Raw genomic sequence first — 25,138 nt, 5'->3', positions numbered from 1 at the left:
CCTCACATTCGGAAGACGCCGAAGCCCTCGGCGCCCTGGATCGGTGCCGTGTGGATGGCCGACAGGGCCATCCCCAGCACGGTGCGGGTGTCACGGGGGTCGATGATGCCGTCGTCGAAGAGCCTGCCCGACAGGAACATCGGCATCGCCTCGGCCTCGATCTGCGCCTCGACCATGGCGGCCAGACCGGCAGCGGCCTCCTCGTCGAACGGCAGGCCCTTGGCCTCGGCCGCGCCGCGCTGCACGATGGTGAGCACGCCGCCCAGCTGCGCGCCGCCCATCACGGCCGACTTCGCGCTCGGCCAGGCGAACAGGAGGCGCGGGTTGAACGCACGACCGCACATGCCGTAGTGCCCGGCGCCGTAGGACGCGCCGATCAGCAGCGAGATGTGCGGGACCTTCGAGTTGGCCACCGCGTTGATCATCATCGCGCCGTGCTTGATGATGCCGCCGTGCTCGTAGTCCTTGCCGACCATGTAGCCGGTGGTGTTGTGCAGGAACAGCAGTGGCGTGTTCTTCTTGTTCGCCAGCTGGATGAACTGCGTGGCCTTCTGCGACTCCTCGGAGAACAGCACACCGCGCGCGTTGGCCAGGATGCCGATCGGGAAGCCGTTGATCTCGGCCCAGCCGGTGACCAGGCTGGAGCCGTAGAGCGGCTTGAACTCGTCGAAATCGGAACCGTCGACGACGCGGGCGATCACCTCGCGCGGGTCGAACGGGATCTTCAGATCCGAGGGCACGATGCCGAGCAGTTCCTCGGGATCGTAGAGCGGCGAGATGACCTCCGCGCGCGGCTCGGGGCCCTGCTTCTTCCAGTTCAGCCTGCGCACGATGCCGCGGCCGATGCGGATGGCGTCCTGCTCGTCGGCTGCCATGTAGTCGGCCAGACCCGAGGTGCGGGCGTGCATCTCGGCGCCGCCGAGGGTCTCGTCGTCGGAGTCCTCACCGGTGGCCATCTTCACCAGCGGCGGTCCGGCCAGGAAGACCTTCGCGCCCTCCTTGACCATCACCACGTAGTCGGACATGCCGGGGATGTAGGCGCCGCCGGCGGTGGAGTTGCCGAAAACCAGGGAGATGGTGGGGATTCCGGCGGCCGAGGCCTGGGTGAGGTCGCGGAACATCGCGCCACCCGGGATGAAGACTTCCTTCTGCGTCGGCAGATCCGCGCCGCCGGATTCTACCAGCGAGATCACCGGCAGCCGGTTCTCCCGCACGATGTCGTTGATCCGCAACGTCTTCCGCAACGTCCACGGGTTCGACGTGCCGCCGCGCACGGTCGGATCGGGCGCGACGATCATGCACTCGACGCCCTCCACGATCCCGATTCCGGCGATCGTGGACGCGCCGACGTGGAAGTCACTGCCCCAGGCCGCAAGCGGGCACAGCTCGAGGAACGGCGAGTCCTCGTCGAGGAGCAGCTCGATGCGCTCGCGCGCGGTGAGCTTGCCGCGCTTGTGATGACGGGCCACCTTCTCGGGGCCGCCACCGGCGATGGCCTTGGCGAACTCGGCCTCGACCTCGGTGAGCTTGGTCGCCATCGCCTCCGCGGCCGCGGTGTACTCCGGGGACGCGGTGTCGAGGGTGGAACGGAAGGTCGTCACGACTGGTACCCCAATACTTTCGACGCCAGCATGGTCAGGATCTCGTTGGTGCCGCCACCGATGCCGATGATGCGGATGTCGCGGTAGATGCGCTCCACCTCGGACTCGCGCATGTAGCCCATGCCGCCGTGCAGCTGGACGGCCTGGTTGGCCACCCACTCCACGGTCTCGACGGCGGTGTTCTTGGCGAAGCAGACCTCGGCGATCAGGCCCTGCTCGCCGTTCTCCACGCGCTCGACCAGCGAGCGGGTGTACACGCGAGAGGTATCGATGCGGCGGGCCATCTCGGTGAGCGTCATCTGCACCGACTGGCGGCTGATCAGCGGGCGGCCGAAGGTCTCCCGGTTGCGGCACCATTCGAGGGTGAGGTCGAGGGCGCGCTGGGCCATCGAGTACGCCTGCACGGCAAGGCCGACCCGCTCGCTGACGAACGCGCTGGCGATCTGCGCGAACCCGGAGTTCTCCGCGCCGACGAGGTTGGTCGCGGGCACCCGCACATCGGTGAACGACAGCTCACCGGTGTCCGAGGCCAGCCAGCCCATCTTCTCCAGCTTGCGGGTGACCTCGAAACCCGGTGTGTCGGTGGGCACGATGATCAGCGAGACACCGGCGGCGCCGGGCCCGCCGGTCCGCACAGCGGTGACGATGAAGTCGGCGCGACAGGCCGAGGTGATGAAGGTCTTGGCGCCGTTGATGATGAAGTCGTCGCCGTCGCGCACCGCCGAGGTGGTGAGGTGGCCGACGTCGGAGCCGCCGCCGGGCTCGGTGATGGCCAGCGAGCCGATCAGGTCACCGGCCAGGGTCGGCTTCACCCAGCGGTCGATCTGCTCGGTGTTGCCCGAGGCGATGATGTGCGGCAACGAGATTCCGCAGGTGAACAGCGAGGCCCAGGTGCCGCCGGAGGCTCCGGCGTAGTGGAACTCCTCGCCGACGATCACCCCGTCGATCGCGGAACCGCCCTCGCCACCGGCGAATTCGGGGTACTCGATGCCGAGCAGGCCGAGTTCACCGGCCTTCTTGTGCAGCTCACGCGGCAGGGCACCCTCGCGCTCCCAGGTGTCCAGGTCGGGCAGGATCTCCCGCTCGACGAACCCGCGCACGGTGGCGCGCAGCTCTTTTCGTTCCGGCGTATCCCAAACAGATGTCATGCTGGTGTCTCCTGTCGCATGCTCGGGCGCCCTCCGTGGTTACGCTCCGCTGCCGCCTCCGGGCGCTGACCGATCACGCGAGCAGCTCCGTCGGCATGTCGATGTGGCGGGAGCGCAGCCATTCGCCGAGCCCCTTGGCCTGCGGGTCGAAACGTGCCTGGTAGGCGACGCCCTTGCCGAGCAGACCGGAAATGATGAAGTTGACCGCGCGCAGGTTGGGCAGCACATGCCGGGTGACGTCGAGTTCGGCTGTCTCCGGCAGCAATTCGCGCAGCTTCTCGACCGTGAGGGTGTGCACCAGCCAGCGCCACTGCTCGTCGGTACGCACCCAGACGCCGATGTTCGCGTCGCCGCCCTTGTCGCCGCTGCGCGCCAGGGCGATGGTGCCGAGCGGGAGGCGGGTGGTCGGCGACGGCGGCAGGTCGGCGGGCAGCTCGGGCTCGGAAACCGGTTCGAGGAAGGCGGTCTCGGCGGCGGGCTCGATGGCGACGCGGGTGCCGTCGGCCAGCACGGCGGTGTGCGGCACCTCGTCGGCGTCGACGAAGCCGGGGGTGAAGATGCCGTAGGGCGAGCCGTTGCCCGGCAGCGCGGTGAAGCTCGCGCCGGGGTAGCTGGCCAGCGCCAATTCCACCGCGACACTGGAGAACGCGCGCCCGACCTTGTTGGGATCGGCATCGCGGACCACGCAGCGCAGGATGGCGCTGGCCTGCTCCTCGGTCTCGGCGTCGGGCCGGTCCAGCCGGGCCAGGGTCCAGCTCAGCTCGGCCGGCTTCTCGGGCAGCCAGGCCTCCAGCTGACGTTGCGCCAGTGCGGCTTTGGCTTCGATGTCGAGGCCGGTGAGGATGAACGACATCTCGTTGCGGAAGCCGCCGAGGGTGTTCAGCGAGACCTTGAGCTGCGGCGGCGGCGCCTCGCCGGTGACTCCGCTGATCAGCACCCGATCCGTGCCCTCCTGGCTGAGCGTGATGCTGTCGAGCCGGGTGGTGACATCGGGGCCCGCGTAGCGCGCGCTCTGGATCTCGTACATCAGCTGGGCTTCGACCGTGTCGACGGTGACCGCGCCGCCGGTGCCGTCGTGCTTGGTGATGACGCTCGACCCGTCGCGGCGGATCTCGGCGATCGGGAAGCCGGGGCGGCCGAGGTCGGCGAGTTCGGTGAAGAAGGCGAAGTTGCCGCCGGTGGCCTGGGTGCTGCACTCGATGACGTGCCCGGCCACCACGGCGCCTGCCAGCGCGTCGTAGTCGGTGCGGGCCCAGCCGAAGTGCGCGGCGGCCGGGCCGACGATCACCGAGGCGTCGGTGACGCGGCCGGTGACGACGATGTCGGCGCCGGAGTTCAGGCACTCGACGATGCCCCACGCGCCCAGGTAGGCGTTGGCGGTGAGCGGCTGGCCGAGCCCGAGCTCGCCGGCCCGCGCGACCAGGTCGTCACCCTCGACGTGCGCGATCTTGGCGGTCAGCCCCAGGTCGGCGGCAACCTTGCGCAGCCGCTCGGCGAGCCCGGCCGGGTTCAGGCCGCCCGCGTTGGTGACGATCTGCACGTTCTTCTCGAGCGCGAGGCCGAGGCAGTCCTCGATCTGCTTGACGAAGGTCTTGGCGTAGCCGAGGCTCGGGTCCTTCATCCGGTCGCGGCCGAGGATGAGCATGGTGAGTTCGGCGAGATAGTCGCCGGTCAGGACGTCGAGCTCGCCGCCTTCCAGCATTTCGCGCATCGCGCTGAGCCGGTCGCCGTAGAACCCGGAGCAGTTGCCGATCCGGATCAGGTCCGGGTTCGCCGAGAGTGCACTCATGAACCCCAGGATCACACCGGGTCAAGAAAAAAGCAAGCATGCGTGCTTGTTAATTGCGAGCAATTCACCAGGCAAGATGGGGGCATGTCGTCCTCCACCGCCGTCATCCTGCTGTTCGCCCTCGCCGGGTTCCTCATCGGCGGCGCCTTCACCACCTGGAAGACCAACCGATCGATGTCGATCGGCCTGCTCGTGGCCGCCGTCATGGCCGCCGTTGGCGCGGTGCTCTGGCTGCAATAGGCCCGGCGGCCCTCAGCTGGGCACGCTGAGTTTGAAGATGCGCACGTCCTCGGGGATGCCGCTGAGTGGAGCGGCCCAGAAATTGCGTTTGTAGGGCTTGACGATCGCGCCGAGCTCGTCGAGGGTTTCCGGGCGCAACGCGGCGAGGGTGGTGCTGGACAGCATCATGTTGCCGTTGCCGCCTGCCTCCATCATGCGGGCGGCGATGTTGACGTCGACGCCGAGCCAGTCACCGCCGATCTCGCGCGGTGTCCCGGTGTGCAGGCCGACGCGCATGCGGGGCCGGTACCCGTCGACCTCGACGGTGGCGAGGTTGCGGCGGGCGGCGACGGCCGCCCGGACCGCGCGGTCGGGCGAGGAGAAGACCGCCATCAGGCCGTCACCCATCCGCTTGACCACCTGACCGCCGCGCTCGGCGATGGGCGGCTCGATCGCTCTGGCGACCTTGCGCAGCAGCTCCAGGGTGCGTTCGTCGCCCGCGGCGAGCGACCAGCTCGAGAACGACACCAGATCGGTGAACACGACGGTCACCTCCTCGGTGCCACGACCACGCCCGATCCGCTCCAGCGCGGCCTGCCACACCTGCAGCGCGCCGAAACCGATCTCCCTGGCCGCGCTCGGAGTGCCGCCGACGAACTTGTCCGCGGCGCGGGCGACGGCGCGGGCGCCACCGGGGCCGGTCACCGAGAGCGGATCGCCGAACGACGGGTCGCCGGGCAGCTGCTGCCTGGCCTTGCGCACGGCGCCGATCAGGTCGGCGCGGCGGTTGGCCGCCTGCAGCTTCGACGAGATCTGGGCGCGCCGCCGACCAGGACGCGCATCGGACTCCTCGGAGGTCGACTCCGAGGGCTCGGTCACGGTGGGCTCCAAGGGAATCACCACCTCCGCGGCCTTGTCGCGCCGCCGCGGATCCATCCCGCCAGAAGGCGTTTCACTCACGCTCCGAGACTAGCCGATCCAACGACAACCGCCGATCCGCTGTTTGTGTCCAGCGGATCGGCGGTTGCACCTTCGGCGACCGGGCAGCGGAAGCCGAAGGCCGGGTCGCGCGACCTCCCGACAAGGTCGCGGCCCTCGAGGCCCGGGCACTTGCGAGGGCAGCCCGGGCTGGCTCAGGTCAGGCGTCGCGGCGGTTGACCACCACGAGCGCGCCCGCGAACACGATCGCCACGAAGACGGCGAAGTAGATCAGGCTGCCCCACACGCCCCAGTGCCAGTTACCCGACACCTCCTCGGTGGTGAGGAAGCGGTTCGCGTTGGCGAAGGGCAGGAACGGGTTCACCGCGCGGCCGAAGCTACCGAACGCGCCGAGCAGGCCCTCGATGAGCAGCGGCCACAGCACGATCAGCGAGATCGCGGCCGCGGACTGGCGCACCAGCACGCCGACGCCGATGGCGAGCAGCACGCACAGGAAGGCGTAGATCGGGATGCCGTAGATCGCGCGCCAGTTGCCGTCGAGCACCAGCATCGGGGCCTCGTCGCCGACGATCACCTTGGCCACCACGAAGGCGACCAGCGCCAGCACCCCGGTAAGCACCGCGGCGTACACGCCGACCAGGCCCGCCTTGGACACGATCACCTTCGACCGGTTCGGCACCGCGAGGAAGCTGGAGCGGATGACGCCGAAGCGGTATTCGCTGGTCACCGTGAGCGCGGCCATGATCATCAGCACCATCACGCCGAACCCGGCCACACCGGAGGCGGCCAGCGCGGGGGTGAGCGGCGGCGGCCCCTGCCCCGGCTCGGCGTCGATATTGGTGATCAGGGCCATCAGCGCGGCCAGGCCGACACTGAGCAGGACCACGATCGCCGAGCACCACCAGGGTGAGCGGGTCGAGGTGAGCTTGATCCGTTCCGCAGCGAGCACGCCCATCAGAGCGCACCTCCCATCACCTGGTCGAGGCCGGCGCCGTGGTACTCCACCGCGCCGCCGGTCATCCGCATGAACGCCTCTTCCAGCGACGCCTGCTGCGGCGCCAGCTCGTAGAGGGTCACGTTGTTGGTTCCCGCCACCTTGCCGACCTCGTCGCTGGACACGCCTGCGACCAGGAGCGCGGAATCGCCCTCCTCGCGCACGGTCATGCCGTGCGAGGTGAGCAGGCTGCGCAGCTGGTCGAGCTGGGGGCTGCGCACACGCACCGACTGCTCGGAGGCGCGGTCGATGAAGTCCTTGGTGGTGGTGTCGGCGATGAGCTGACCCCGGCCGATCACGATCAGGTGCTCGGCGGTCTGCGCCATCTCCGAGAGCAGGTGGCTCGACACCAGCACGGTGCGGCCCTCCGCGGCCAGCCGCTGCATGAAGCGGCGGATCCACAGGATGCCCTCGGGGTCGAGTCCGTTCACCGGCTCGTCGAACAGCAGCACCTTCGGGTCGCCGAGCAGCGCGCCGGCCAGGCCGAGCCGCTGGGACATGCCGAGGGAGAAGCCGCCCGCGTTCTTGCCCGCCACCTCGGAGAGGCCGACGAGGCGCAGCACCTCCTCGACCCGCGACTTGGGCAGGTCGTTGGAGGCGGCGAGCCACTCCAGGTGCGCGCGCGCCGACCGGTTCGGATGCACCCATTTGGCATCGAGCAGCGCGCCGACCTGGGTCAGCGGGCGCTCGAGCTCCTGGTAGCTCTTGCCGTCGATCAGCGCGGTGCCCGAGGTCGGCCGGTCGAGGCCGAGGATCATCCGCATGGTCGTCGATTTACCGGCGCCGTTCGGGCCGAGGAATCCCGTCACCTGTCCAGGACGGACGGTGAACGTGAGGTCCTGCACCGCGACGGTCTGGCCGAATTGCTTGGTCAGGCCCTTCAGCTCGATCATGCCCCCAGCTTGCCGCAGAACCGCCGTCCCCGCGTCCCCGTGAGGTCGCGAGTCGGGTCATCCTCGAGGATGACCCGACCCTGAGACGAGGACTACCTCGCCGGGGAGGAGGCTTGGGCCCAGAAGCGTTTGGGGATGCGGCCTGCTTGGCGGGCGAGGTGGCCCGCGCGGACGGCGGCGGCCATGGCGGAGGCCATGAGTTCGGGCTCGCGGGCCCTGGTGACGGCGGTCGCGAGCAGGACGGCCGAGCAGCCGAGTTCCATCGCCAGGGCGGCGTCGCTGGCCGTGCCGATGCCCGCGTCGAGGATCACCGGCACGCCCGCGGCGGCGACGATCATCTCGATGTTGTGCGGGTTGCCGATGCCGAGGCCCGTACCGATCGGCGCGCCGAGCGGCATCACGGCGGCGCAGCCCGCGTCCTCGAGGCGCTTGGCGAGCACCGGGTCGTCGTTGGTGTAGGGCAGCACGACGAAACCGGCGTCGACCAGCTGTTCGGCTGCGTCGAGCAGCTCGAACGGGTCGGGCAGCAGGGTGCGCTCGTCGGCGACGACCTCGAGCTTGACCCAGTTGGTGTCGAGCGCCTCGCGCGCCAGCTGGGCGGTGAGCACGGCCTCGGCCGCGTTGCGACAGCCCGCGGTGTTGGGCAGCAGGGTGATGTCGAGGCGCTTGAGCAGATCGAGGACACCGGTGCCGCCCGCCGCGTCGACGCGGCGCATGGCGACGGTGGTGAGCTCGGTCCCCGAGGCCACCAGGGCGTCCTCGAGCACGGCCAGGTTCTCGGCGCCGCCGGTGCCCATGATCAGGCGCGAGCCGAACTCCCTGTCCGCGATCCGCAGCGGCGCGAGCTCAGCCACCCTGCACCGCCGTCAGCACCTCGATGGTCCAGCCGCGCTCGACCTGCTCGTCCCAGCGCGACTTCGGGAACACCGCGCCGTCGACGGCCAGCGCCACGCCCTGGCACGGCAGTTCCAGCCTGGTCAGCAGGTCGCGGACGCTGAGCGGCTCGGCGAACTCGTGGTCGACACCGTTGACGGTGACACCGATCGGAATACTGGTCGAGGTCATCGAACTCCTCCTGAGGACGACAGACGCAACGCCGGAAAGCGTTGCGGTGCGGCGAGTTCCGCGAGCGCGGGCGCCTCGTCGGCGAGCAGTGCGGGCACGAGGGTCGCGGTGAGGGCGAGGGTGAGCATGCCGTTGCGCCCGTGCCCGGTGGCGGCGACGACGCGCTCGTCGAGCGGGCCGAGCAGCGGCAGGTTGTCGGGGGTACCTGGCCGCGAGCCCGCGTTGGCCTCGGCCAGCTCGTATTCGCCGATGCCGGGCAGGATCGTCTCGGCGTCGACGATGAGGTCGCGAACCCCGCCGACGGTCACCGTGGTGTCGAAGCCCGCCTCGTACTGGGTCGCGCCGAGGACGATGCCGTCCGCGCGCGGCACCAGATAGACCTGCCTGCCGTGCACCCTGGCCCGGATCACCCGGCTCGGCGCCGGGCGCACGCCGGGACGGTGCCGCAGCCGCAGGATCTCGCCCTTCACCGGCCGCACCGGCAGTCCCGGCCACAGCTCGGCCGAGCGCGCGCCCGCGGCGAGCACGATCCGGTCGTGCGGCAGGTCGTCCAGCGCGGCGACGGCTTCCGCGCGCATCTCCACCCCGGCGGCGGCGCAGCAGGCACGCAGCGCGCGCAGCACGCGGCGGTTGTCGACGGCGGGTTCGGTGTCGGCGAGCAGACCGGCCCGGACGGTGCGGGTCAGCGCGGGTTCCAGCGCGCGCACCCCCGCGCGGTCGAGCACGCGAAGGTCGTGACCGAAACCGGCCAGCCAGTCGGCGACGGTGCGCAGGTCGGCGGCATCGGCGCCATCGAGGGCGACGGTCAGCGTCTCGTCGGCGACGAACACCGACTCACCGCTCACCGCGCGCAGCCGGGCGCCGAACGCGGGCCAGGCGGCGAGCGCGGCGGCGCCGAATTCCAGGACCCGGTCCTCCCCCGGCCAGCCCTCCGACAGGGGCGCGAGCATCCCGCCCGCCACATACGACGCGCCGGAGCCGGGCGCGGGATCGAAGACGGTGACGGTCCAGCCCGCCTCGGCGGCCTGCCAGGCGACGGCGAGTCCGACGGCGCCGCCGCCAACGACCGCCAGAGTTCGCATCACCGTTCCACCTGTCTTTTTCCGCCTGCCGAGCGCCTCGGCGTTCGCGTCTCAACGGTAGCGCGACTACCGTTTGGGAGGTGCAGCCCTCCCATCCGAACCGATCCGTCCCGCCCAGGGAGCGTCTGGCCGACGCGCTGCTGTATCTGTGCACCGACGCGCGCCGGGAGAAGGGCGATCTGGCCCGCTTCGTCGACGCCGCGCTCGCGGGTGGTGTCGACATCGTGCAGCTCAGAGACAAGGGGTCACCCGGCGAGGCCGAGTTCGGCCCGCTGGAGGCCAAGGCCGAGCTCGGCGCGCTCGCCGAGATCAAGGCCGCGACCCGCAGGCACGGCGCGTTGCTCGCGGTGAACGACCGCGCCGACATCGCGCTGGCCGCGGGCGCCGACGTCCTGCATCTCGGCCAAGGCGACCTGCCGCCCGCCTACGCGCGTCGCATACTCGGCCCCGACGTGGTGATCGGCCGCTCGACGCACAATCGCGCCCAGGCCGGGCTCGCCGCGATCGAGGGCCATCTCGACTACTTCTGCACCGGCCCGGTGTGGACCACGCCGACGAAGCCGGGTCGCCAGGCGGCCGGGATCGACCTGGTGCGTTCCACCGCCGAGGCGCATCCGACGATGCCGTGGTTCGCCATCGGCGGCGTGGACGCCGAGCGGCTGCCCGAGGTGTTGAGCGCGGGGGCGCGGCGGGTGGTCGTGGTGCGCGCGATCACCGAGGCGGCCGATCCGGAGGCGGCGGCGCGGGAGCTCAAGCAGGCATTGGTCGCCGCGTCGGCCGGGTAGACGAACCGGTCCGTTCGATCGGTCGCGCGGCCGGACGAGGGCGCGCGGGTGCCGGGACCAGACCACGTACGCGGCGGCTCACCACCAGTCGTGCGCGAGCACGGGCAGGACGCGAGGCCGCACGCGGGCCGGGTCAGATCAGCACGCGAGCCAGGGCGGCGGCGAGCTCGTCGGCCGGGTCGCCCCCGATCACCACCTCGTCGCCCGGTCCGGCGTCCGTGTGCAACCAGTAGAAGCCGCGCTCGGGAAGTTCGACCGTGCGTGGGAGCGTCCCCGTCGGCTCGGCGGCGAACCGCACCCGCACCGGCACCGCGCGCAGCTCGAGCCAGGCCGTGGCGAAGCCGGGATGCAGCGGCAGGTCGCTCACCTCGTTCTCCGGCACCCAGACCAGCTCGGAGCTCTCCCGGTTCGCGACGGTCGCCAGCGGGCTCTCGGCGTCGGCGACGACGGTGGTGTAGGTCCAGCCGCTCGGGGCTGTCATCGTGAGTCGTTCGGCTCGCACGCACAGCGCGTCGGCGGTGATGCCCGCTTCCTCCCAGGCTTCCCGCACCGCGGCGTGTTCGGCGGTCTCGTGCGAATCGCGCGCGCCGCCGGGAATCGCCCAGGTGCCGCCCTGATGACTCCACGGCGCGCGGTGCTGCAACAGCACCGCCGAGCCGCCGCCGGGCAGCGGTGCGCGCAGCAGCAGACCCGCCGCACCGAATTTCCCCCAGTGCCGAACACCACCCGGGCTGTTGGACCAGCCGTCCCCGTCACCGCGCATCCAATACTCTTTCCTCCGTAGCAGCCGAGCAGCAACCGCTTCGGGGGTGTCTGAGGGGCTGCGCCACCAGTAAGACCACAATAAACTCCGCACCACGATGGGTGCGCGGACAGCACCGGGAGGTGAACGATGGTCGACTCGGGGAACAGAACTGCCTCGACCGAGGTCGCGGCCGTCCGTTCGGCCTCGTCGGCCCAGGCCACGGCCGGTGCCACCAGCACCGACGCCGCCGCGAACAAGCCGCTGACGGGCAGGCGCACGCCGCTGCGCCGCCCGGCGATCGTCACCGAACGACCGCCGGCGCCGGATGTGCGGGCCCTGCGCGCCCAGCTGCATCCGGCCCGTTTGCGCGGGTTCGTGCGGTCCTCGCCGGGGCGGCTCGTCGCCGCCGGGCTGGTGCTCATGGTGCTGTGCGTGACGGCGGGCGCGGTGACTTCGACGACCGTCAGCGACCGTCAGCAAGCTCTCGGCGTCCTGCTCGACGACACCGAGCCCGACGCGCACTCGGCCAATCACCTCTACACCTCCCTCTCCATCGCCGACGCCGCCGCGGGCACCGCGTTCCTCGCGGGCGGGCTCGAGCCGGTGGCGGTGCGCGACCGCTACACCCAGGCGATCGGCGAGGCCGCGGCCGAGCTGGTGACCCAGTCCGGCCACCTGTCCGAGGAGGAGGCGGCCGACCCCTCGGGCACCGACCGCAAGCTCCGCACCGGGATCGCCACCGGGTTGCCGGTCTACACGGGTCTGATCGAGACCGCGCGCGCCAACAATCGCAGCGGCTATCCCGTCGGCGCGGCCTATCTCAGCGAGGCCTCACATCAGATGCAGACCACGCTGCTGCCGATGGCCGAGGAGCTCGAGAACCACCGGCTCGACGCGGTGACCGCCGCTCAGCACCGGCACGTGCTGCCGCCGTGGCCCGCGATCGTGCTGCTGATGCTCACGTTGGGCGCCCTGCTCTGGGTCCAGGTGGAGCTGGCACGCCGCTCGCGGCGGGTGTTCAACATGGGCCTGCTGATCGGCACCGGCGCGCTGGCACTGACCCTGGTGTGGACGGTGGCGGCCGGCTCGGTGTCGGCGGTCGCGATGATCCGCTGCCGCGATCAGGGCGCGGTGCCAGCGGCCCGGCTGGCCGAGAGCCGAATCCTGGTGCAGCAGGCCAGGTCAGCGGAGATGGTGAAGCTGGTGCGCCGCGACGCCACCGGCGACTACGACCGCACCTTCGACGCCAACACCACCCGGCTCACCGAGCTGCTCACCGGCTACCCGCAGGACGCGCCCGCCCGCGCCGAGGTCGCCGACGCGCGGGCCGCGCTGACCCGCTGGCAGGCCGCCCACCAGCGGATGAACGACACCCTGGCCCGCGGCGATTTCTCCGGCGCGACGGCGGTGGCCACCGGGGCGAGCGTCGCCGACTCGGCCGCCCAGGTCGACGCGATCGACAAGGCCCTCGACAAGGCGGCCGCCTCGGCGCGAGACACTCTGCGCAGCAAGGTGTCCCAGGCCATCGACGTGCTGGCGTTCCTGGCGCCCGGCGCGTTCGTGCTCGGCGTCATCGGCGCGGTGTGCGTGGCGCTGGGACTGTGGCCGCGACTGCGGGAGTACCGGTGAGGCCCGGGCGCGCCACGGCGGCGCTGGTGCTCGCGGTCGCCGCGCTGGCGGGAGGGTGTGCCGACAGCACCCCGACCGCCGCCGAACACACCGTGTACTCCGAACCGCCGTTGCCCGCCAAGGCGATTCCGATCGGCACCGATACGCCGGTGCCCGCGCACACCGAGGTGGACTGCGGCGACCCGACGGCCAGCCTGCGGCCGAGCACCTCGCGCGGGCCGACCATCGACGCCATCCGCGCACGCGGCAGGCTCATCGTCGGACTGGACGCCGGGAGCAACCTGTTCAGTTTCCGCGATCCGCTCACCGGCCGGATCGTCGGCTTCGACGCCGACATCGCCCGCGAGATCGCGCGCGACCTGCTCGGCAACCCCGACCTGATCGAATACCGCAGTCTCGCTTCGGAAGAGCGCGAGCGGGCGCTGCAGGACCACACCGTCGACCTGATCGCCAAGACGATGACGATCACCTGTGAACGCAAGGAGCGGGTGTCGTTCTCGACCGTGTACCTGCGCGCCGATCAGCGGGTGCTCGCGGTGAAGAACTCCGGGATCAACGGCCTGGCCGACCTGGCGGGCAAGCGGGTGTGCGTGGCGCGCGGCACCACCTCGCTCGACCACATCCGCCGTGATCAGCCCGCCGCCACCATCCTGACCGTACCCACCTGGGCCGACTGCCTGGTGGTGCTGCAGCAACGCCAGGTCGACGCCGTGAGCACCGACGACGCGATCCTCGCCGGACTGGCCGCCCAGGACCCCTACACCGAGGTGGTCGGCGCGAGCATCAGCGCCGAGCCGTACGGCATCGGCATCCCGAAGGGCGACGACGACCTGGTCCGTTTCGTCAACGCCACCCTCGAACGTATCCGCAACGACGGCACCTGGACCCGCATCCACCGCCGCTGGCTCGCCTCCCTCGGTGAGACGCCGAGCCCGCCCGCCCCCACCTACCGGGACTGATGCCATGAGCGAGAAGCCACCGAAAGGCGCTCCGGCCCAGCCCGATCCGGAGTCCCAGCGCACCCAGCTGTCCCACCGCCCCGAAGGCGAGCTCCCCGGCGGCTGGACCCTGCCCCCCGCCCCCGCCGACGACGAAACCCTCCCCCTCCCCATCGTCGGCGCCCGCGCGGAACAGCCGCGCGCCGAACACGGGCAGGACCGCGCCGCCACAACGGAAGCCGATGCGACCGGCCGGCCTGCCGACGATGCGAGCCGCGCAGTCCCGCATCCAGATGTTCCGCCTGCAACACAGTCGGCACCGCAAGCCGACACCGGCAGGCCCCCGCCATGGGGCGCGCCCTCGCGAACCCCCACCGCAGCAGAGGATGTCGACGCGAAGGCCGAAGACCCGCCTGCCACGCATCTGACACCCCACCCCGTCGCGCACACGCACGCCGACGCCGGTGAGCTGCCCCACGCCGCCGAGCGCGCGCAGCCAGATCAGCCGCGGGGCACCCAGGTCGCGTACCGCCCGGCCGCGGTTCCCGTCGACCCGCACGTCCCACCGGGGACCCCGCGGCCCGGCCTGCCGCCGGCGACCGAAGCTGCCCACCGCCCCGACGTGGCCGAAGGCACACCGCATCCACACGTTCCACCGCCCACCGAGATGACGCCGCGGACCGACCTCCCACCGGCGACGCAGGCCGCCCAGCGCCCGTACCTGCCATTGGGGGCGCAGCTGGATGACGCGCCCGCGACCCAGCGCGCCGGAGCGCCGGCCGATGACGCGCCGTGGCGGGTGACCGAACCGCCCGACACCTCCGCGACCACAGCCGAACCCGGCACCTCCACCCCGCACACCGGCCCGAGCACCGCCCGGTCGGGACGCAGTGTGCGGACGGCACGGTCCCGGCCGACGCGACGGCTCGGCGCCGGACTGGTGCCGATTCCGACCGTCACGCCGGCGGATCCGCGCGAGGCCGTGCTGTCGGATCCGGTGGTCTCGGAGGGGCGGCGGTTCTGCTGGCGATGCGCGAATCCCGTGGGTCGGTCGACGCCAGCGCGCGCGGCGTCCTCGGCCGGTGTGTGCGAGACCTGCGGCGCCGCCTACGATTTCCGCCCCTCCCTACACGAGGGCGACATGGTCGCCGGGCAGTACGAGATCCAGGGCTGTATCGCGCACGGCGGGCTCGGCTGGATCTACCTGGCGATCGACCGCAACGTGAGCGACCGGTGGGTGGTGCTCAAGGGCCTGCTGCACGCCGGTGACGCGGAGGCGCAGGCGGTGGCCGTGGCGGAGCGGCAGTTCCTGGCCGAGGTGACGCACCCGAGCATCGTCAAGATCCACAACTTCGTCGAGCACACCGCCCCGGACGGCTCGAGCATCGGCTACATCGTGATGGAGTACGTCGGCGGCCGTTCGCTGCGCGACATCCTCGACGCCAGGCCCTCCGGCGAACGGATGCCGCTGGCCGAGGCCATCGCCTACGTGCTGGAGATCCTGCCCGCGCTGGAACACCTGCACTCGATCGGCCTGACCTACAACGACCTCAAGCCCGACAACGTGATGGTCACCGAGGACCAGGTGAAGCTCATCGACCTCGGCGCCGTGGCACCCATCGAGGCGTACGGAAACCTCTACGGCACCAAGGGCTTCCAGGCTCCGGAGATCGCCAGGACCGGCCCCACCCCCGCCTCCGACGTGTACACCGTCGGGCGCACCCTCGCGGCGCTCACCCTGGCGTTGCCCACCGAGCACGGCCGCTACGTCGACGGCATTCCCGACCCGGCCACCGAACCGCTGCTGGCCCGCTACGAGTTCTTCCACCGGTTCCTGCTCACCGCCACCGACACCGATCCGGCGCTGCGGTTCCCGTCGGCGCGGGCGATGTCGGCCCAGCTCGCCGGCGTGCTGCGGGAGATCCTCGCCTACGACACCGAGACCGAACATCCCCAGCTGTCCACGGTGTTCAGTCCACAGCGTGGCAGCTTCGGTACCGAGGAACTGATCAGCCAGACCGACGCCTACCTCGACGGCGTCGGCCGGTCGCCGCTGCTCGACTCCGGCGATGTCGTCGCCGCGCTGCCCGTTCCGCTGCTCGATCCCGCCGATCCCTCGGCGCCGCTGCTGGCCGCCACGGCCAATCTCGAGCCGGAGCGGGTACTGGAGGCGCTGCACGAGGCCCGCGAGCGCGCCGAGGCCGACCCGGACAACGCGCCGGAGACCCTCGCCGGTGAGCTGGTCTTCGCCGAGGCACGCGCCCGCCTCGAACTCGGCGAATCGGCGGCCGTGCTGCACCTGCTCGACCGCGTCTCCGGTGAATCCGATTGGCGCGCGGACTGGTTCACCGGCCAAGCCTGTCTGCTCGAGCTCGACTACGAGTCCGCCTTCGCCGCGTTCGAGGCGGTGCTGCGGGTGCTGCCCGGAGAGATCGCGCCCAAACTGGCGCTGGCCGCGACCGCGGAATTGATTCTGCAGCACTGGGATACCGATTCGCCCGAGCAGTGGCGCGCCTTCGCCGAGCGCTACTACGGCACTGTCTGGCGCACCGACCGCGCCGTGGTGAGCGCCGCCTTCGGCCTGGCCAGACAGCAGGCGGTGGCGGGCCGCGTCGGCGAGGCGGTGCACGCACTCGACGACGTACCCGCCTCGTCGCGGCACTTCACCACCGCGCAGACCACCGCGATCCTGTTGCTGCTCACCAGCGCTCCCGTCGCCGACCTCGACGAGCAGGTCCTGCGCCTGGCCGCCTCCCGCGCCCAGTCCATCCCGCCGGGCGAGCATCGCTCGACCCTCATGCGCACCCTCGTCCAGGGCACCGCGCTGGCCTGGCTGCGGTCGGGCAACACCCCGAAACGCAAGGACGCCAAGCTGTTCGGGCATCCCTTCGACGAGCGGTCCCTGCGCGACGGCACCGAATCGGGCCTGCGCTCGATCGCGCGCAACGCCCCGGGCCGGGTCCACCGCTACGCCCTGGTCGACCTGGCCAACTCGCTGCGCGCGAAGTCCTGGTTCTAGGTGCCGACCAGCCGGTGCGCGGCCCGCGCGATGGCGAGTTCCTCGTTGGTCGGCACCACCAGCACCGTCACCGGCGCGGACTCCGGCGAGATCACCCGCACGCCAGGCGTTCTGGTCTCGTTGCGCACCGCGTCGACCTCGATGCCGAGTCCGGCGAGTCCCGCCAGGGCGTCGGCACGGACCGCGGCACTGTTCTCGCCGACGCCCGCGGTGAACACGACGGTGTCGAGGGTCCCGAGTTCCACCAGGTAGGCGCCGAGGTAGCGGCGCAGGCGGTGGATGTAGACGTCGTAGGCCAGTTTCGCCGCCGCGTCACCGTTGTCGATGAGCTGCTGCAGTTCGCGGAAGTCGTTCACGCCCGACAGGCCCTTGATCCCGGAATTGCGATTGAGCAGCTGCTCCACCGCGGGCAGATCGAGCCCGGCGGCGTTCATCAGCTGCGGCATGATGCCGGGATCGAGATCGCCGGGGCGCGTGCCCATGACCAGCCCCTCGAGCGGAGTCATGCCCATGGTGGTGTCCACCGCCACCCCAGCGCGCACGGCCGAGGCCGACGCGCCGTTGCCCAGATGGAAGACGATCTGATTGAGCTCGCTCGCCGGCCTGCCGAGGAACTCCGCCGCCTTCTCCGACACGTACTGGTGCGACGTGCCGTGGAATCCGTACTTGCGAACACCGTGCGCCGCCGCGATTTTCGCGTCGATGGCGTAGGTCTTGGCCGCCTCGGGCAGGGTGTGGAAGAAGGCGGTGTCGAACACCGCGACCTCGGGGATGCCGGGCAGCAGTTCCCTGGTCGACTCGATGCCGATCACATTGGCCGGATTGTGCAGCGGCGCGAGGACCGACAGCTCGTCGATGGTGCGCACGACCTCGTCGGTGATCAGCGTCGGCTGCCAGAACACCTCGCCGCCGTGCACCACCCGGTGCCCGACCGCGCCGACCCCGATGGTGGTGAGGTCGATACCGGTCTCGCGGAACATCTCGAACGCCTGCCGCAGGCCAGCCCGGTGATCGGCGATCTCGCCGTCGTGCACCAGCTTCCGGTCACCGCACTCGTGCACGATCCGGCCGCCGTGCGCCTCACCGATCTTCTCGACCAGACCCGAGGCCAGCACCTCGGCCGAATCAGCGTGCAGCAGCTGATATTTGATCGAGGACGACCCACAGTTCAGGACCAGTACCAGGTCACTCACGCCTGCTCCCCCTGCGCCTGGATGGCGGTGATCGCCACCGTGTTGACGATGTCGGCGACCAAGGCGCCGCGCGACAGATCGTTGACCGGCTTGCGCAGACCCTGCAGCACCGGGCCGATCGCGACGGCGCCCGCGCTGCGCTGCACCGCCTTGTAGGTGTTGTTGCCGGTGTTGAGGTCGGGGAACACGAACACCGTCGCGCGCCCTGCCACCTCCGAATCGGGCAGCTTGGCGCTGGCCACGGCGGGCTCGATGGCCGCGTCGTACTGGATCGGCCCCTCCACCGGCAGCTGCGGCGCGCGCTCGCGGACCAGGTCGGTGGCGGTACGCACCTTGTCGACATCGGCGCCGCTGCCCGACTCGCCCGTCGAGTACGACAGCATCGCCACCCGCGGTTCGATGCCGAACCTGGCGGCCGTGCCCGCCGAGGACACGGCGATGTCGGCCAGCTGTTCCGAGGTCGGATCGGGCACCACCGCGCAGTCGCCGTAGGCGAGCACCCGGTCGGCCAGGCACATCAGGAAGACGCTGGAGACGGTGGCCACGCCCGGCACCGTCTTGATGATCTCGAAGGAGGGCCGGATGGTGTGCGCGGTGGTGTGCGCCGCACCGGAGACCATGCCGTCGGCGATCCCCTTGTAGACCATCATCGTGCCGAAATACGAGATGTCGGCCATGGTTTCGCGGGCGCGCTCGAGCGTCATGCCCTTGTGCTTGCGCAGTTCGGTGTACTCGGCGGCGAAGTCGTCGAGGTAGCCGGAGGTGCGCGGGTCGAGCACCTGCGCGGCGGCGATGTCGACGCCGAGTTCGGCGGCGCGTGCCCGGACCGCGGTCTCGTCGCCGAGGATGGTGAGGTCGGCGATCTTGCGCTGCAGTACCCGGCCCGCGGCGCGCAGTATGCGGTCGTCGTCGCCCTCGGGCAGCACGATCCGCTTGCGGTCGCCGCGCGCCCGCTCGATCAGCTGGTATTCGAACATCTGCGGGGTCACCACGTGCGACGGTGGCACCTGGATGCGTTCGAGCAGCTCCGGCGCGTCGACGCGCTCCTCCATCAGGGCCAGCGCGGTGTCGACCTTGAGCGGGCTGCCCGCCCACATCCGGCCCCTGGTGCGGTGCACGGCGCTGGCGGCGTCGTAGGTGCCGAGTTCGGTGGTGAGGATCGGCAGCTTCGGATGCAGGCCGTCCATCAGCCGCGCGATCGCCGGGTGCGGGCGGATGCCGCCGTTCATGATGATGCCTGCCAGCGACGGAAAGCCCGCCGCCTCATGGGCGTTCACCACCGAGAGCAGCACGTCGGAGCGGTCGCCGGGTGCGATCACGACCACACCGTCGGACAGGCGCTCCAGGATGTGCTCGGCCGTCATGCCGCCGACCATGATGCGCAGGGCCTCGCGCTGCAGCAGTTCCGGGTCGCCGCTGTAGATCTCGCCGTCGATGGCCGCGCACAGCTCGCCCATCGTTGGCGCCATCAGCAGCGGCACCTCGGGCAGCGTCCAGGACGGCACCTCGAAATCGGCGATGGCGGCCCCGATCTCGTCGATCTCGTCGGGCGCGCAGCGGTTCACCACCACCGCGACCAGCTGCGCGTGCTCGGCGACCAGCTCGCCGCGACACAGCTCGGCCAGCTGTTTCACCTCACCGGGGCTGCGCTCGGCCCCGCGTATCACCAGCAACACCGGAGCGCCCAGGTTCACCGCGATGCGAGCGTTGAAACGCAACTCGCTCGGGCTGGCCACGTCGGTGTAGTCGCTGCCGACGATCACCACCGCGTCGCACGCCTTGGCCACGTCGTGGAACCGCATCACGATCTCGCTGATCGCGGCGTCGGGGTCGCGGTGCACGTCCTCGTAGGTGACGCCGACGGCCTGCTCGTAGCCGATGTCGGCGGTGCTGTGCTCGAGCAGCAGCTCCAGGATGTAGTCCGGTTCGTCGGTGGAGCGGGTGATCGGGCGGAACACCCCGACGCGGGCGGTGGTCGCGCACAGCATCTGCAGCACGCCGAGCGCCACCGTGGATTTTCCGGTGTCACCCTCCGGTGAGGCGATGTACACGGTGGACGGCGCTTGTTCGACCATGCCCGCGAGCTTAGTGAATTCTCGGCGATTCGGGCGTTCGGTGTGGCGCGATCGGCCGCGTTATAGTCCGGCCCATGACATCGCAGTTCCCGGATCGGCAGTGGGGTTCGCGCACCACCCTGCTCTCGCGCGCCGCCAATCGTTTCGCCGCGACCAAGCCGGGTTCCTGGCTGATCCGCACCGCGACGCCGCTGGACCGGGCCCTGCTCGAGCGCACCGACGCCAAGTACACCGTGCTCGGCCCGATCGGCGCGCCGGTGATCCTGCTGACCACCACCGGCCGCAAGTCCGGTGTCGCGCGCACCCAGCCGCTGCTCTACGTGCACGACGGCGACACCCTCTATGTCGTCGGCTCCAACTTCGGCCAGGCCCACCACCCCGCGTGGACCGCCAACCTGCTCGCCGACCCCTCGGCCACCGTCGCCATCGCGGGCGAGCGCATCCCGGTCACCGCCACCGTCGTCCCCGACGCGGAGAAGGACGCGGTCTTCGCCCGCTTCGTCGAGATCACCGGCGCCTACGCCGCCTACCGCGACCGCACCACCCGCGACCTCCGCATCTTCGCCCTCCGCAGGGCGTAGCCGGGAAACGACCGGAAGGACTTGTCGCCCAAGGGTTGCCCGCTTCGTCGCCGGACGAGGTGGGCCGCTCGGCGGTTCGACGAGAGGTCGGAACCCGCCGAGCGGTTCGTGCTCGCGGTCAGCCCAGGGCGCGCAGGCGCGGAGCCAGGTCGCGCTTGAACAGGTCCAGGAAGCGCAGCTGGTCGTGGCCGGGGGCGTGGAAGACCAGGTGGTTCAGGCCCGCGTCCAGGTAGGGCTTGATCTGGGCGACGGCCTCGTCCGGGTCGCTGGCCACGATCCAGCGCTTGGCCACCTGCTCGATCGGCAGCGCGTCGGCGGCGGCCTCCATCTCGATCGGGTCGGTGATGTCGTGCTTCTGTTCCGCGGTCAGCGACAGCGGGGCCCAGAAGCGCGTGTTCTGCAGCGCCAGTTCGGGATCGGTGTCGTAGGAGATCTTGATCTCGATCATCTTGTCGATGCCGGCGACGTCGCGGCCCACCTTCTCGGCGCCCTCGGCGACCGCGGGCAGCAGCTTTTCGGTGTAGAGGTCCATGCCCTTGCCCGAGGTGCAGATGAAGCCGTCACCGGCGCGGCCCGCGTAGCGGGCGACGACCGGGCCGCCCGCGGCGATGTAGACCGGGATGCCGCCCTTGGGCACGTCGTAGATGGAGGCGCCGACGGTGTGGTAGTACTCGCCGTCGAAATCGACGCGGTCGCCGGTCCACAGCTCACGCATCAGGTTCACCGCCTCGCGCAGGCGCGCGAAACGCTCCTTGAAATCGGGCCATTCGCCCTTGTATCCGGTCGCGATCTCGTTGAGCGCCTCGCCGGTGCCGACGCCGAGCATCACCCGTCCCGGGTACAGGCAGCCGAAGGTGGCGAAGGCCTGCGCGATGACGGCCGGGTTGTAGCGGAAGGTCGGGGTGAGCACCGAGGTGCCGAGCATGATGCGTTCGGTGCGCTCGCCGGCGGCGGCCAGCCAGGCCAGGGAGAACGGCGCGTGGCCGCCGTTGTGGCGCCACGGCTGGAAGTGATCGCTGACGGTCGCGCTGTCGAGCCCGTGCTCCTCGGCGGCCACTGCCAGCTCGACGAGCTCACGCGGCCCGAACTGTTCCGCCGACGCCTTGTATCCGAGCTTGAGATCAACCATCCCAGCCACTCCTGTCATTCGCTTCGTCGCAGCCCCTGCCGCTTCGACACTAACCAACGCCGATCCCTACTGTCTGGTCGCACGGTCGCCGGTTTTAACGGATGATTAGCTGGTGACCGCCAAGGATGAGCAGATCTTGTCGTATCTGACCGACATGGACGGCGTGCTGGTGCACGAGGATCAACTGATCCCCGGCGCCGACGAGTTCCTGGCCGAGCTGCGGAAGAACGAGATTCCCTTCCTCGTCCTGACCAACAACTCGATCCGCACCCCGCGCGACCTGCAGGCGCGCCTGCGCCACACCGGCCTGGACATCCCCGAGGAATCCATCTGGACCTCGGCGCTGGCCACCGCCACCTTCCTCGACGACCAGCGCCCGCACGGCACCGCGTACGTCGTGGGCGAGTCCGGCCTCACCACCGCCCTGCACGAGATCGGCTACGTGCTCACCGACAGCGACCCCGACTACGTGGTGCTCGGCGAGACCCGCACGTACTCCTTCGAGGCGATCACCACCGCGATCCGGCTGGTCGACCGTGGCGCCAAGTTCATCGCCACCAACCCCGACGCGACCGGCCCGTCCCGCGACGGCGTGCTGCCCGCCACCGGCTCCGTCGCCGCCCTCATCACCCGCGCCACCGGCAAGGAGCCGTACTACGTCGGCAAACCGAACCCGCTGATGATGCGCTCGGCCCTGCGCCGCATCGGCGCGCACTCCCAGTCCACGGTCATGATCGGCGACCGCATGGACACCGACGTGATCTCGGGCCTCGAGGCCGGGATGCGCACGATCCTGGTCACCTCGGGCATCTCCACCAAGAGTTCGGTCGAGCAGTACCCGTTCCGTCCGACGCTGGTGGTCGATTCGGTCGCCGACCTGCTCAATCGCACCCGCACGCCGTTTCTGGTATAGCCGCCGCGGCAGGTGGCACGCCCCAGAATTCGGCAGCCGGTGAGATGCTGATCACATATCCTCGGAGAGCGCGGCACAGCATGGGGATCGGGTGGCCACATGGACACGGACGGCGGTGTTGATCGAGTAGCGGCGACGCGGAGCGCGTTGACGCGGCTGGTCGCGGGCTTCGACAGCGCGTGGGAGAGTTCGGGTGAGCCGCCGGATCTGGCCGCTCATCTGCCCGCGGACCTGGGGTTGCGGCGCTCGGCGTTGATCGAGCTGATCAAGGTTGATCTGCGGCGGCGGTGGCGGGGCACGGGGACCCGGAAGCGACTCGCGGAGTATCGGGCGCAATTTCCGGAACTGGACGCGGCGCCCTTGCCACCGGACCTGATCTACGAGGAGATCAGTGTGCGCAGCCGCGGGCACGATCAGGACCTCGATCTCAGCGAGTACGAGCAGGAGTTCGCGCCGCAGATGGCGCAGATCGCGACGCGGCTCGACACCGCGACCCTCACCTCCGACAGCTTCCGGACCACGCTCATCGCCGACCCGGCCACCGTCGACGCGCTCGACGACCTGGTCGCGGGCAGCACCATCGACGACTTCGATCTGCTGCTCCGGCTCGGGCAGGGTGCGTTCGCGCGGGTGTTCCTCGCTCGGCAACGGTCCATGCAGCGACTGGTCGCGGTGAAGATCTCGCAGGATCGCGGCACCGAACCGCAGACCCTGGCCCAACTCGATCACGAGCACATCGTGCGCGTGTTCGACCAGCGCCAGCGCGCGGACGAGCACCTGAAGCTGATGTACATGCAGTACGTGCCCGGCGGCACCCTGCTCGGCGTGCTGCGCCTGGTTCGGGCCACGCCGGTGGAACGGCGCACCGGTCAGCTGCTGCTCGACGCGGTGGATGCCGCGATCGCCGCGGACGGCGTGCTCACGCCGGTCGCGTCGCCGACCCGCGCCGCCCTGGCGAGGCTGAGCTGGCCCGAGGCCGTGGCCTGGCTGGGCAGCAGGCTCGCGACCGCGCTGGACTACGCCAACCGGTGCGGTGTGCTGCACCGCGACGTCAAACCGGCCAACGTGCTGCTGACCGCGGATTGCCAACCGAAACTCGCGGACTTCAACATCAGCTTCAGCACCCACATCCCCGGCGCCAGCCCCGTCGCGTACTTCGGTGGGTCGCTGGCCTATATGTCGCCGGAACAGCTGGAAGCGTGCGATCCCGGCCTGCCGACCTCCGCCGCCGACCTCGACACCCGCAGCGACCTCTACGCGCTCGCGGTGGTCCTGTGGGAACTGCTGACCGGCCGGAATCCGTTCGCCGACGAGGTCGCGACGGGCGACTCCGACAGCGTGCTCACCAGGATGATCGAACGCCGCCGCCAGCCGATCGACGCGCGCCTGCAGGCCGCCGCGCCGCCGGACTGTCCGCAGGTGCTCTGCCATGCCCTGCTGACCTGTCTGTCGCCCGATCCCGACGACCGCTTCGCCTCCGGCGCCGACCTCGCCCGGCACCTCGACCTCGCGTTGGACCGCAAGGCCCGCGACCTCGTCGACCCGCCCGCCCAGAGCGTGCGCGGACGGCTGCACAACCGGCCGCTGCCGGTGGTGACCCTGTCGAGCGTGCTCGGGCAGGTGCTCGGCGCCCTGTACCTCTCGGCGCACAACACCGAGCTGCTGTCCCTCGAACTCGACGCGGACGCGCAGAGCCAGATCACCAGACTCGCCGTGATCGCCGCCCTCATCGGCTATCCACTGGGTGTCGCGCTGTTGCTGTACTGGTGTCGGCTGGTGTTCCTGGTCCCCGAGGGACTCCGGCGTGGCAGACACTACGACGATCGAACCCTCGTCAAGGCTCGCGCGGACACGCTCGCGTGCGGCGATCGGGTCGCCGTCGTCGCGTTCGCCGGGTGGATGATCGCCATGGTCGTCTTCCTGATCCAGTTGCGTGAGACCGCCGATCTGTCAGCCGGGCTGTATGTCAACCTGATCGCGTCCCAGATGATCGCCGCGGCGATCGCCGTCGTCTACAGCTATTTCCCGGTGACGTTCTTCGTGCTCCGCTGGTACTACCCGGCGCTGATCGCCGCCGGGCACCGAACCCCGGCCGAAGCCGTTCCGCTGCGTCGCCTGGCCCGGCGCAGCCGGATCTATCTCGGCATCGCCGCGTCGGTCCCGCTGCTCGGCGTCGCCGTGGGTCTGGTGTTCCTCGACCCCGTCCAGCAGCAGGCCGTGCTCGCCTCGATCGTCGCGCTCTGCGTCGGCGGCCTCGTCGCCTTCGTCCTCGCCCTGCGTGTCTACTACGCCCTCGAGTCCGATCTGCAGGCGCTCCACCGGGTGATCAACCCCGCCGCGCGTCCCTGAGCGAAGTTCGGGAATACACCCCGACCCCTCTAGGTTATAGTTGCCATGGCAA

The 25,138-nt window shown here is 70.6% G+C and carries 21 protein-coding genes; 8 read left to right on the top strand and 13 right to left on the bottom strand.

Translation table 11 applies throughout. The annotated features are described in order from the left end of the window. Positions 1–2: 2 nt before the first annotated feature. The 3 genes from AB0H56_RS00555 to AB0H56_RS00545 form a co-directional block, all read right to left on the bottom strand. Positions 3–1,601 (bottom strand): carboxyl transferase domain-containing protein, encoded by a 1,599-nt coding sequence (locus AB0H56_RS00555; RefSeq protein WP_357155858.1) that lies wholly within the window; start codon positions 1,599–1,601, stop codon positions 3–5. After that, positions 1,598–2,749: an acyl-CoA dehydrogenase family protein gene (locus tag AB0H56_RS00550; RefSeq protein WP_357155857.1), complete on the bottom strand. Its 1,152-nt coding sequence runs from the start codon at positions 2,747–2,749 to the stop codon at positions 1,598–1,600. Before AB0H56_RS00550 ends, AB0H56_RS00555 begins: the two co-directional genes overlap by 4 nt. A 73-nt stretch (positions 2,750–2,822) precedes the next feature. After that, complete coding sequence (locus AB0H56_RS00545) at positions 2,823–4,538, bottom strand: acyclic terpene utilization AtuA family protein (RefSeq protein WP_357155855.1); 1,716 nt, start codon at positions 4,536–4,538, stop codon at positions 2,823–2,825. An 84-nt stretch (positions 4,539–4,622) separates the two neighbouring features. On the opposite strand from AB0H56_RS00545, the gene AB0H56_RS00540 reads away from it, so the two are divergent. Then, entirely contained in the window at positions 4,623–4,778 is a 156-nt protein-coding gene (locus tag AB0H56_RS00540) for a hypothetical protein (RefSeq protein ID WP_167456334.1), read from the top strand. A 12-nt stretch (positions 4,779–4,790) separates the two neighbouring features. Here the strand turns inward: AB0H56_RS00540 and AB0H56_RS00535 are convergent, their stop codons facing one another. The 6 genes from AB0H56_RS00535 to thiO form a co-directional block, all read right to left on the bottom strand. Then, positions 4,791–5,717 (bottom strand): adenylate/guanylate cyclase domain-containing protein, encoded by a 927-nt coding sequence (locus AB0H56_RS00535; RefSeq protein WP_357155854.1) that lies wholly within the window; start codon positions 5,715–5,717, stop codon positions 4,791–4,793. Between the two features lie 178 nt (positions 5,718–5,895). Continuing rightward, positions 5,896–6,651 carry an ABC transporter permease gene (locus AB0H56_RS00530; RefSeq protein ID WP_280219156.1) on the bottom strand — a complete coding sequence of 252 codons (756 nt, stop codon included), beginning with the start codon at positions 6,649–6,651 and terminating at the stop codon, positions 5,896–5,898. Continuing rightward, positions 6,651–7,583, bottom strand: coding sequence for an ABC transporter ATP-binding protein (locus AB0H56_RS00525; protein ID WP_357155852.1), 933 nt, complete (start codon positions 7,581–7,583; stop codon positions 6,651–6,653). The genes AB0H56_RS00530 and AB0H56_RS00525 overlap by 1 nt, the downstream gene beginning before the upstream one ends. A gap of 92 nt (positions 7,584–7,675) precedes the next feature. Beyond that, the gene (locus AB0H56_RS00520) at positions 7,676–8,437 is read right to left on the bottom strand and encodes a thiazole synthase (RefSeq protein ID WP_357155851.1); all 762 of its coding nucleotides are present in this window, start codon (positions 8,435–8,437) and stop codon (positions 7,676–7,678) included. Continuing rightward, entirely contained in the window at positions 8,430–8,648 is a 219-nt protein-coding gene (gene thiS / locus AB0H56_RS00515; RefSeq protein WP_357155850.1) for a sulfur carrier protein ThiS, read from the bottom strand. Before thiS ends, AB0H56_RS00520 begins: the two co-directional genes overlap by 8 nt. After that, complete coding sequence (thiO, locus tag AB0H56_RS00510; RefSeq protein WP_357155848.1) at positions 8,645–9,730, bottom strand: glycine oxidase ThiO; 1,086 nt, start codon at positions 9,728–9,730, stop codon at positions 8,645–8,647. The genes thiS and thiO overlap by 4 nt, the downstream gene beginning before the upstream one ends. An 80-nt stretch (positions 9,731–9,810) precedes the next feature. Here thiO and thiE point away from each other — a divergent pair, with 80 nt between their 5' ends. Next, entirely contained in the window at positions 9,811–10,515 is a 705-nt protein-coding gene (thiE, locus tag AB0H56_RS00505; RefSeq protein WP_357155847.1) for a thiamine phosphate synthase, read from the top strand. Positions 10,516–10,648: 133 nt separating this feature from the next. Here the strand turns inward: thiE and AB0H56_RS00500 are convergent, their stop codons facing one another. Then, a complete protein-coding gene (locus AB0H56_RS00500; protein ID WP_357155845.1) occupies positions 10,649–11,278 on the bottom strand; it encodes an NUDIX hydrolase in 630 nt (209 codons plus the stop codon). A 129-nt stretch (positions 11,279–11,407) separates the two neighbouring features. Between AB0H56_RS00500 and AB0H56_RS00495 the strand changes: the two genes are divergently transcribed. From AB0H56_RS00495 to AB0H56_RS00485, 3 genes are all read left to right on the top strand, one after another. Then, positions 11,408–12,889, top strand: a complete 1,482-nt coding sequence (locus AB0H56_RS00495) for a hypothetical protein (protein WP_357155844.1) — start codon at positions 11,408–11,410, stop codon at positions 12,887–12,889. After that, a complete protein-coding gene (locus AB0H56_RS00490) occupies positions 12,886–13,848 on the top strand; it encodes a glutamate ABC transporter substrate-binding protein (protein WP_357155843.1) in 963 nt (320 codons plus the stop codon). The genes AB0H56_RS00495 and AB0H56_RS00490 overlap by 4 nt, the downstream gene beginning before the upstream one ends. Positions 13,849–14,494: 646 nt before the next feature. Continuing rightward, entirely contained in the window at positions 14,495–16,846 is a 2,352-nt protein-coding gene (locus tag AB0H56_RS00485) for a serine/threonine-protein kinase PknG (RefSeq protein WP_357157770.1), read from the top strand. Here AB0H56_RS00485 and AB0H56_RS00480 read toward each other — a convergent pair. Both AB0H56_RS00480 and pta read right to left on the bottom strand, forming a co-directional pair. Then, positions 16,843–18,039: an acetate kinase gene (locus AB0H56_RS00480; protein WP_357155841.1), complete on the bottom strand. Its 1,197-nt coding sequence runs from the start codon at positions 18,037–18,039 to the stop codon at positions 16,843–16,845. The genes AB0H56_RS00485 and AB0H56_RS00480 overlap by 4 nt on opposite strands. Then, on the bottom strand, positions 18,036–20,114 hold the full coding sequence (gene pta / locus AB0H56_RS00475; protein ID WP_357155840.1) for a phosphate acetyltransferase: 2,079 nt from the start codon (positions 20,112–20,114) through the stop codon (positions 18,036–18,038). Before pta ends, AB0H56_RS00480 begins: the two co-directional genes overlap by 4 nt. Positions 20,115–20,188: 74 nt before the next feature. On the opposite strand from pta, the gene AB0H56_RS00470 reads away from it, so the two are divergent. Then, positions 20,189–20,695, top strand: a complete 507-nt coding sequence (locus tag AB0H56_RS00470) for a nitroreductase family deazaflavin-dependent oxidoreductase (protein WP_357155839.1) — start codon at positions 20,189–20,191, stop codon at positions 20,693–20,695. A gap of 118 nt (positions 20,696–20,813) precedes the next feature. Here the strand turns inward: AB0H56_RS00470 and fgd are convergent, their stop codons facing one another. Next, positions 20,814–21,824, bottom strand: a complete 1,011-nt coding sequence (gene fgd / locus AB0H56_RS00465; protein ID WP_357155837.1) for a glucose-6-phosphate dehydrogenase (coenzyme-F420) — start codon at positions 21,822–21,824, stop codon at positions 20,814–20,816. 112 nt (positions 21,825–21,936) lie between these two features. Here fgd and AB0H56_RS00460 point away from each other — a divergent pair, with 112 nt between their 5' ends. After that, positions 21,937–22,737, top strand: coding sequence for an HAD-IIA family hydrolase (locus AB0H56_RS00460; protein ID WP_357155836.1), 801 nt, complete (start codon positions 21,937–21,939; stop codon positions 22,735–22,737). 147 nt (positions 22,738–22,884) lie between these two features. Continuing rightward, on the top strand, positions 22,885–25,086 hold the full coding sequence (locus tag AB0H56_RS00455; RefSeq protein WP_357155834.1) for a serine/threonine-protein kinase: 2,202 nt from the start codon (positions 22,885–22,887) through the stop codon (positions 25,084–25,086). The last annotated feature ends 52 nt before the right edge of the window (positions 25,087–25,138 follow it).

This window comes from Nocardia sp. NPDC050717 (assembly GCF_040654275.1).
In the GTDB taxonomy this organism is placed as follows: domain Bacteria; phylum Actinomycetota; class Actinomycetes; order Mycobacteriales; family Mycobacteriaceae; genus Nocardia.
The sequence above is the reverse complement of the archived record's forward strand: the minus strand, read 5'-3'. Positions and strand labels throughout refer to the sequence as shown.

Excerpts from the sequence above, each read along its gene's own strand:
- AB0H56_RS00495 (WP_357155844.1), top strand. The coding sequence starts at position 11,408 with ATGGTCGACTCGGGGAACAGAACTGCCTCGACCGAGGTCGCGGCCGTC.
- AB0H56_RS00540 (WP_167456334.1), top strand. The coding sequence starts at position 4,623 with ATGTCGTCCTCCACCGCCGTCATCCTGCTGTTCGCCCTCGCCGGGTTC.
- fgd (WP_357155837.1), bottom strand. The coding sequence starts at position 21,824 with ATGGTTGATCTCAAGCTCGGATACAAGGCGTCGGCGGAACAGTTCGGG.
- AB0H56_RS00550 (WP_357155857.1), bottom strand. The coding sequence starts at position 2,749 with ATGACATCTGTTTGGGATACGCCGGAACGAAAAGAGCTGCGCGCCACC.
- pta (WP_357155840.1), bottom strand. The coding sequence starts at position 20,114 with ATGGTCGAACAAGCGCCGTCCACCGTGTACATCGCCTCACCGGAGGGT.
- AB0H56_RS00525 (WP_357155852.1), bottom strand. The coding sequence starts at position 7,583 with ATGATCGAGCTGAAGGGCCTGACCAAGCAATTCGGCCAGACCGTCGCG.
- AB0H56_RS00530 (WP_280219156.1), bottom strand. The coding sequence starts at position 6,651 with ATGGGCGTGCTCGCTGCGGAACGGATCAAGCTCACCTCGACCCGCTCA.
- AB0H56_RS00470 (WP_357155839.1), top strand. The coding sequence starts at position 20,189 with ATGACATCGCAGTTCCCGGATCGGCAGTGGGGTTCGCGCACCACCCTG.
- AB0H56_RS00485 (WP_357157770.1), top strand. The coding sequence starts at position 14,495 with ATGACGCCGCGGACCGACCTCCCACCGGCGACGCAGGCCGCCCAGCGC.
- thiO (WP_357155848.1), bottom strand. The coding sequence starts at position 9,730 with ATGCGAACTCTGGCGGTCGTTGGCGGCGGCGCCGTCGGACTCGCCGTC.
- AB0H56_RS00500 (WP_357155845.1), bottom strand. The coding sequence starts at position 11,278 with ATGCGCGGTGACGGGGACGGCTGGTCCAACAGCCCGGGTGGTGTTCGG.
- AB0H56_RS00545 (WP_357155855.1), bottom strand. The coding sequence starts at position 4,538 with ATGAGTGCACTCTCGGCGAACCCGGACCTGATCCGGATCGGCAACTGC.
- thiS (WP_357155850.1), bottom strand. The coding sequence starts at position 8,648 with ATGACCTCGACCAGTATTCCGATCGGTGTCACCGTCAACGGTGTCGAC.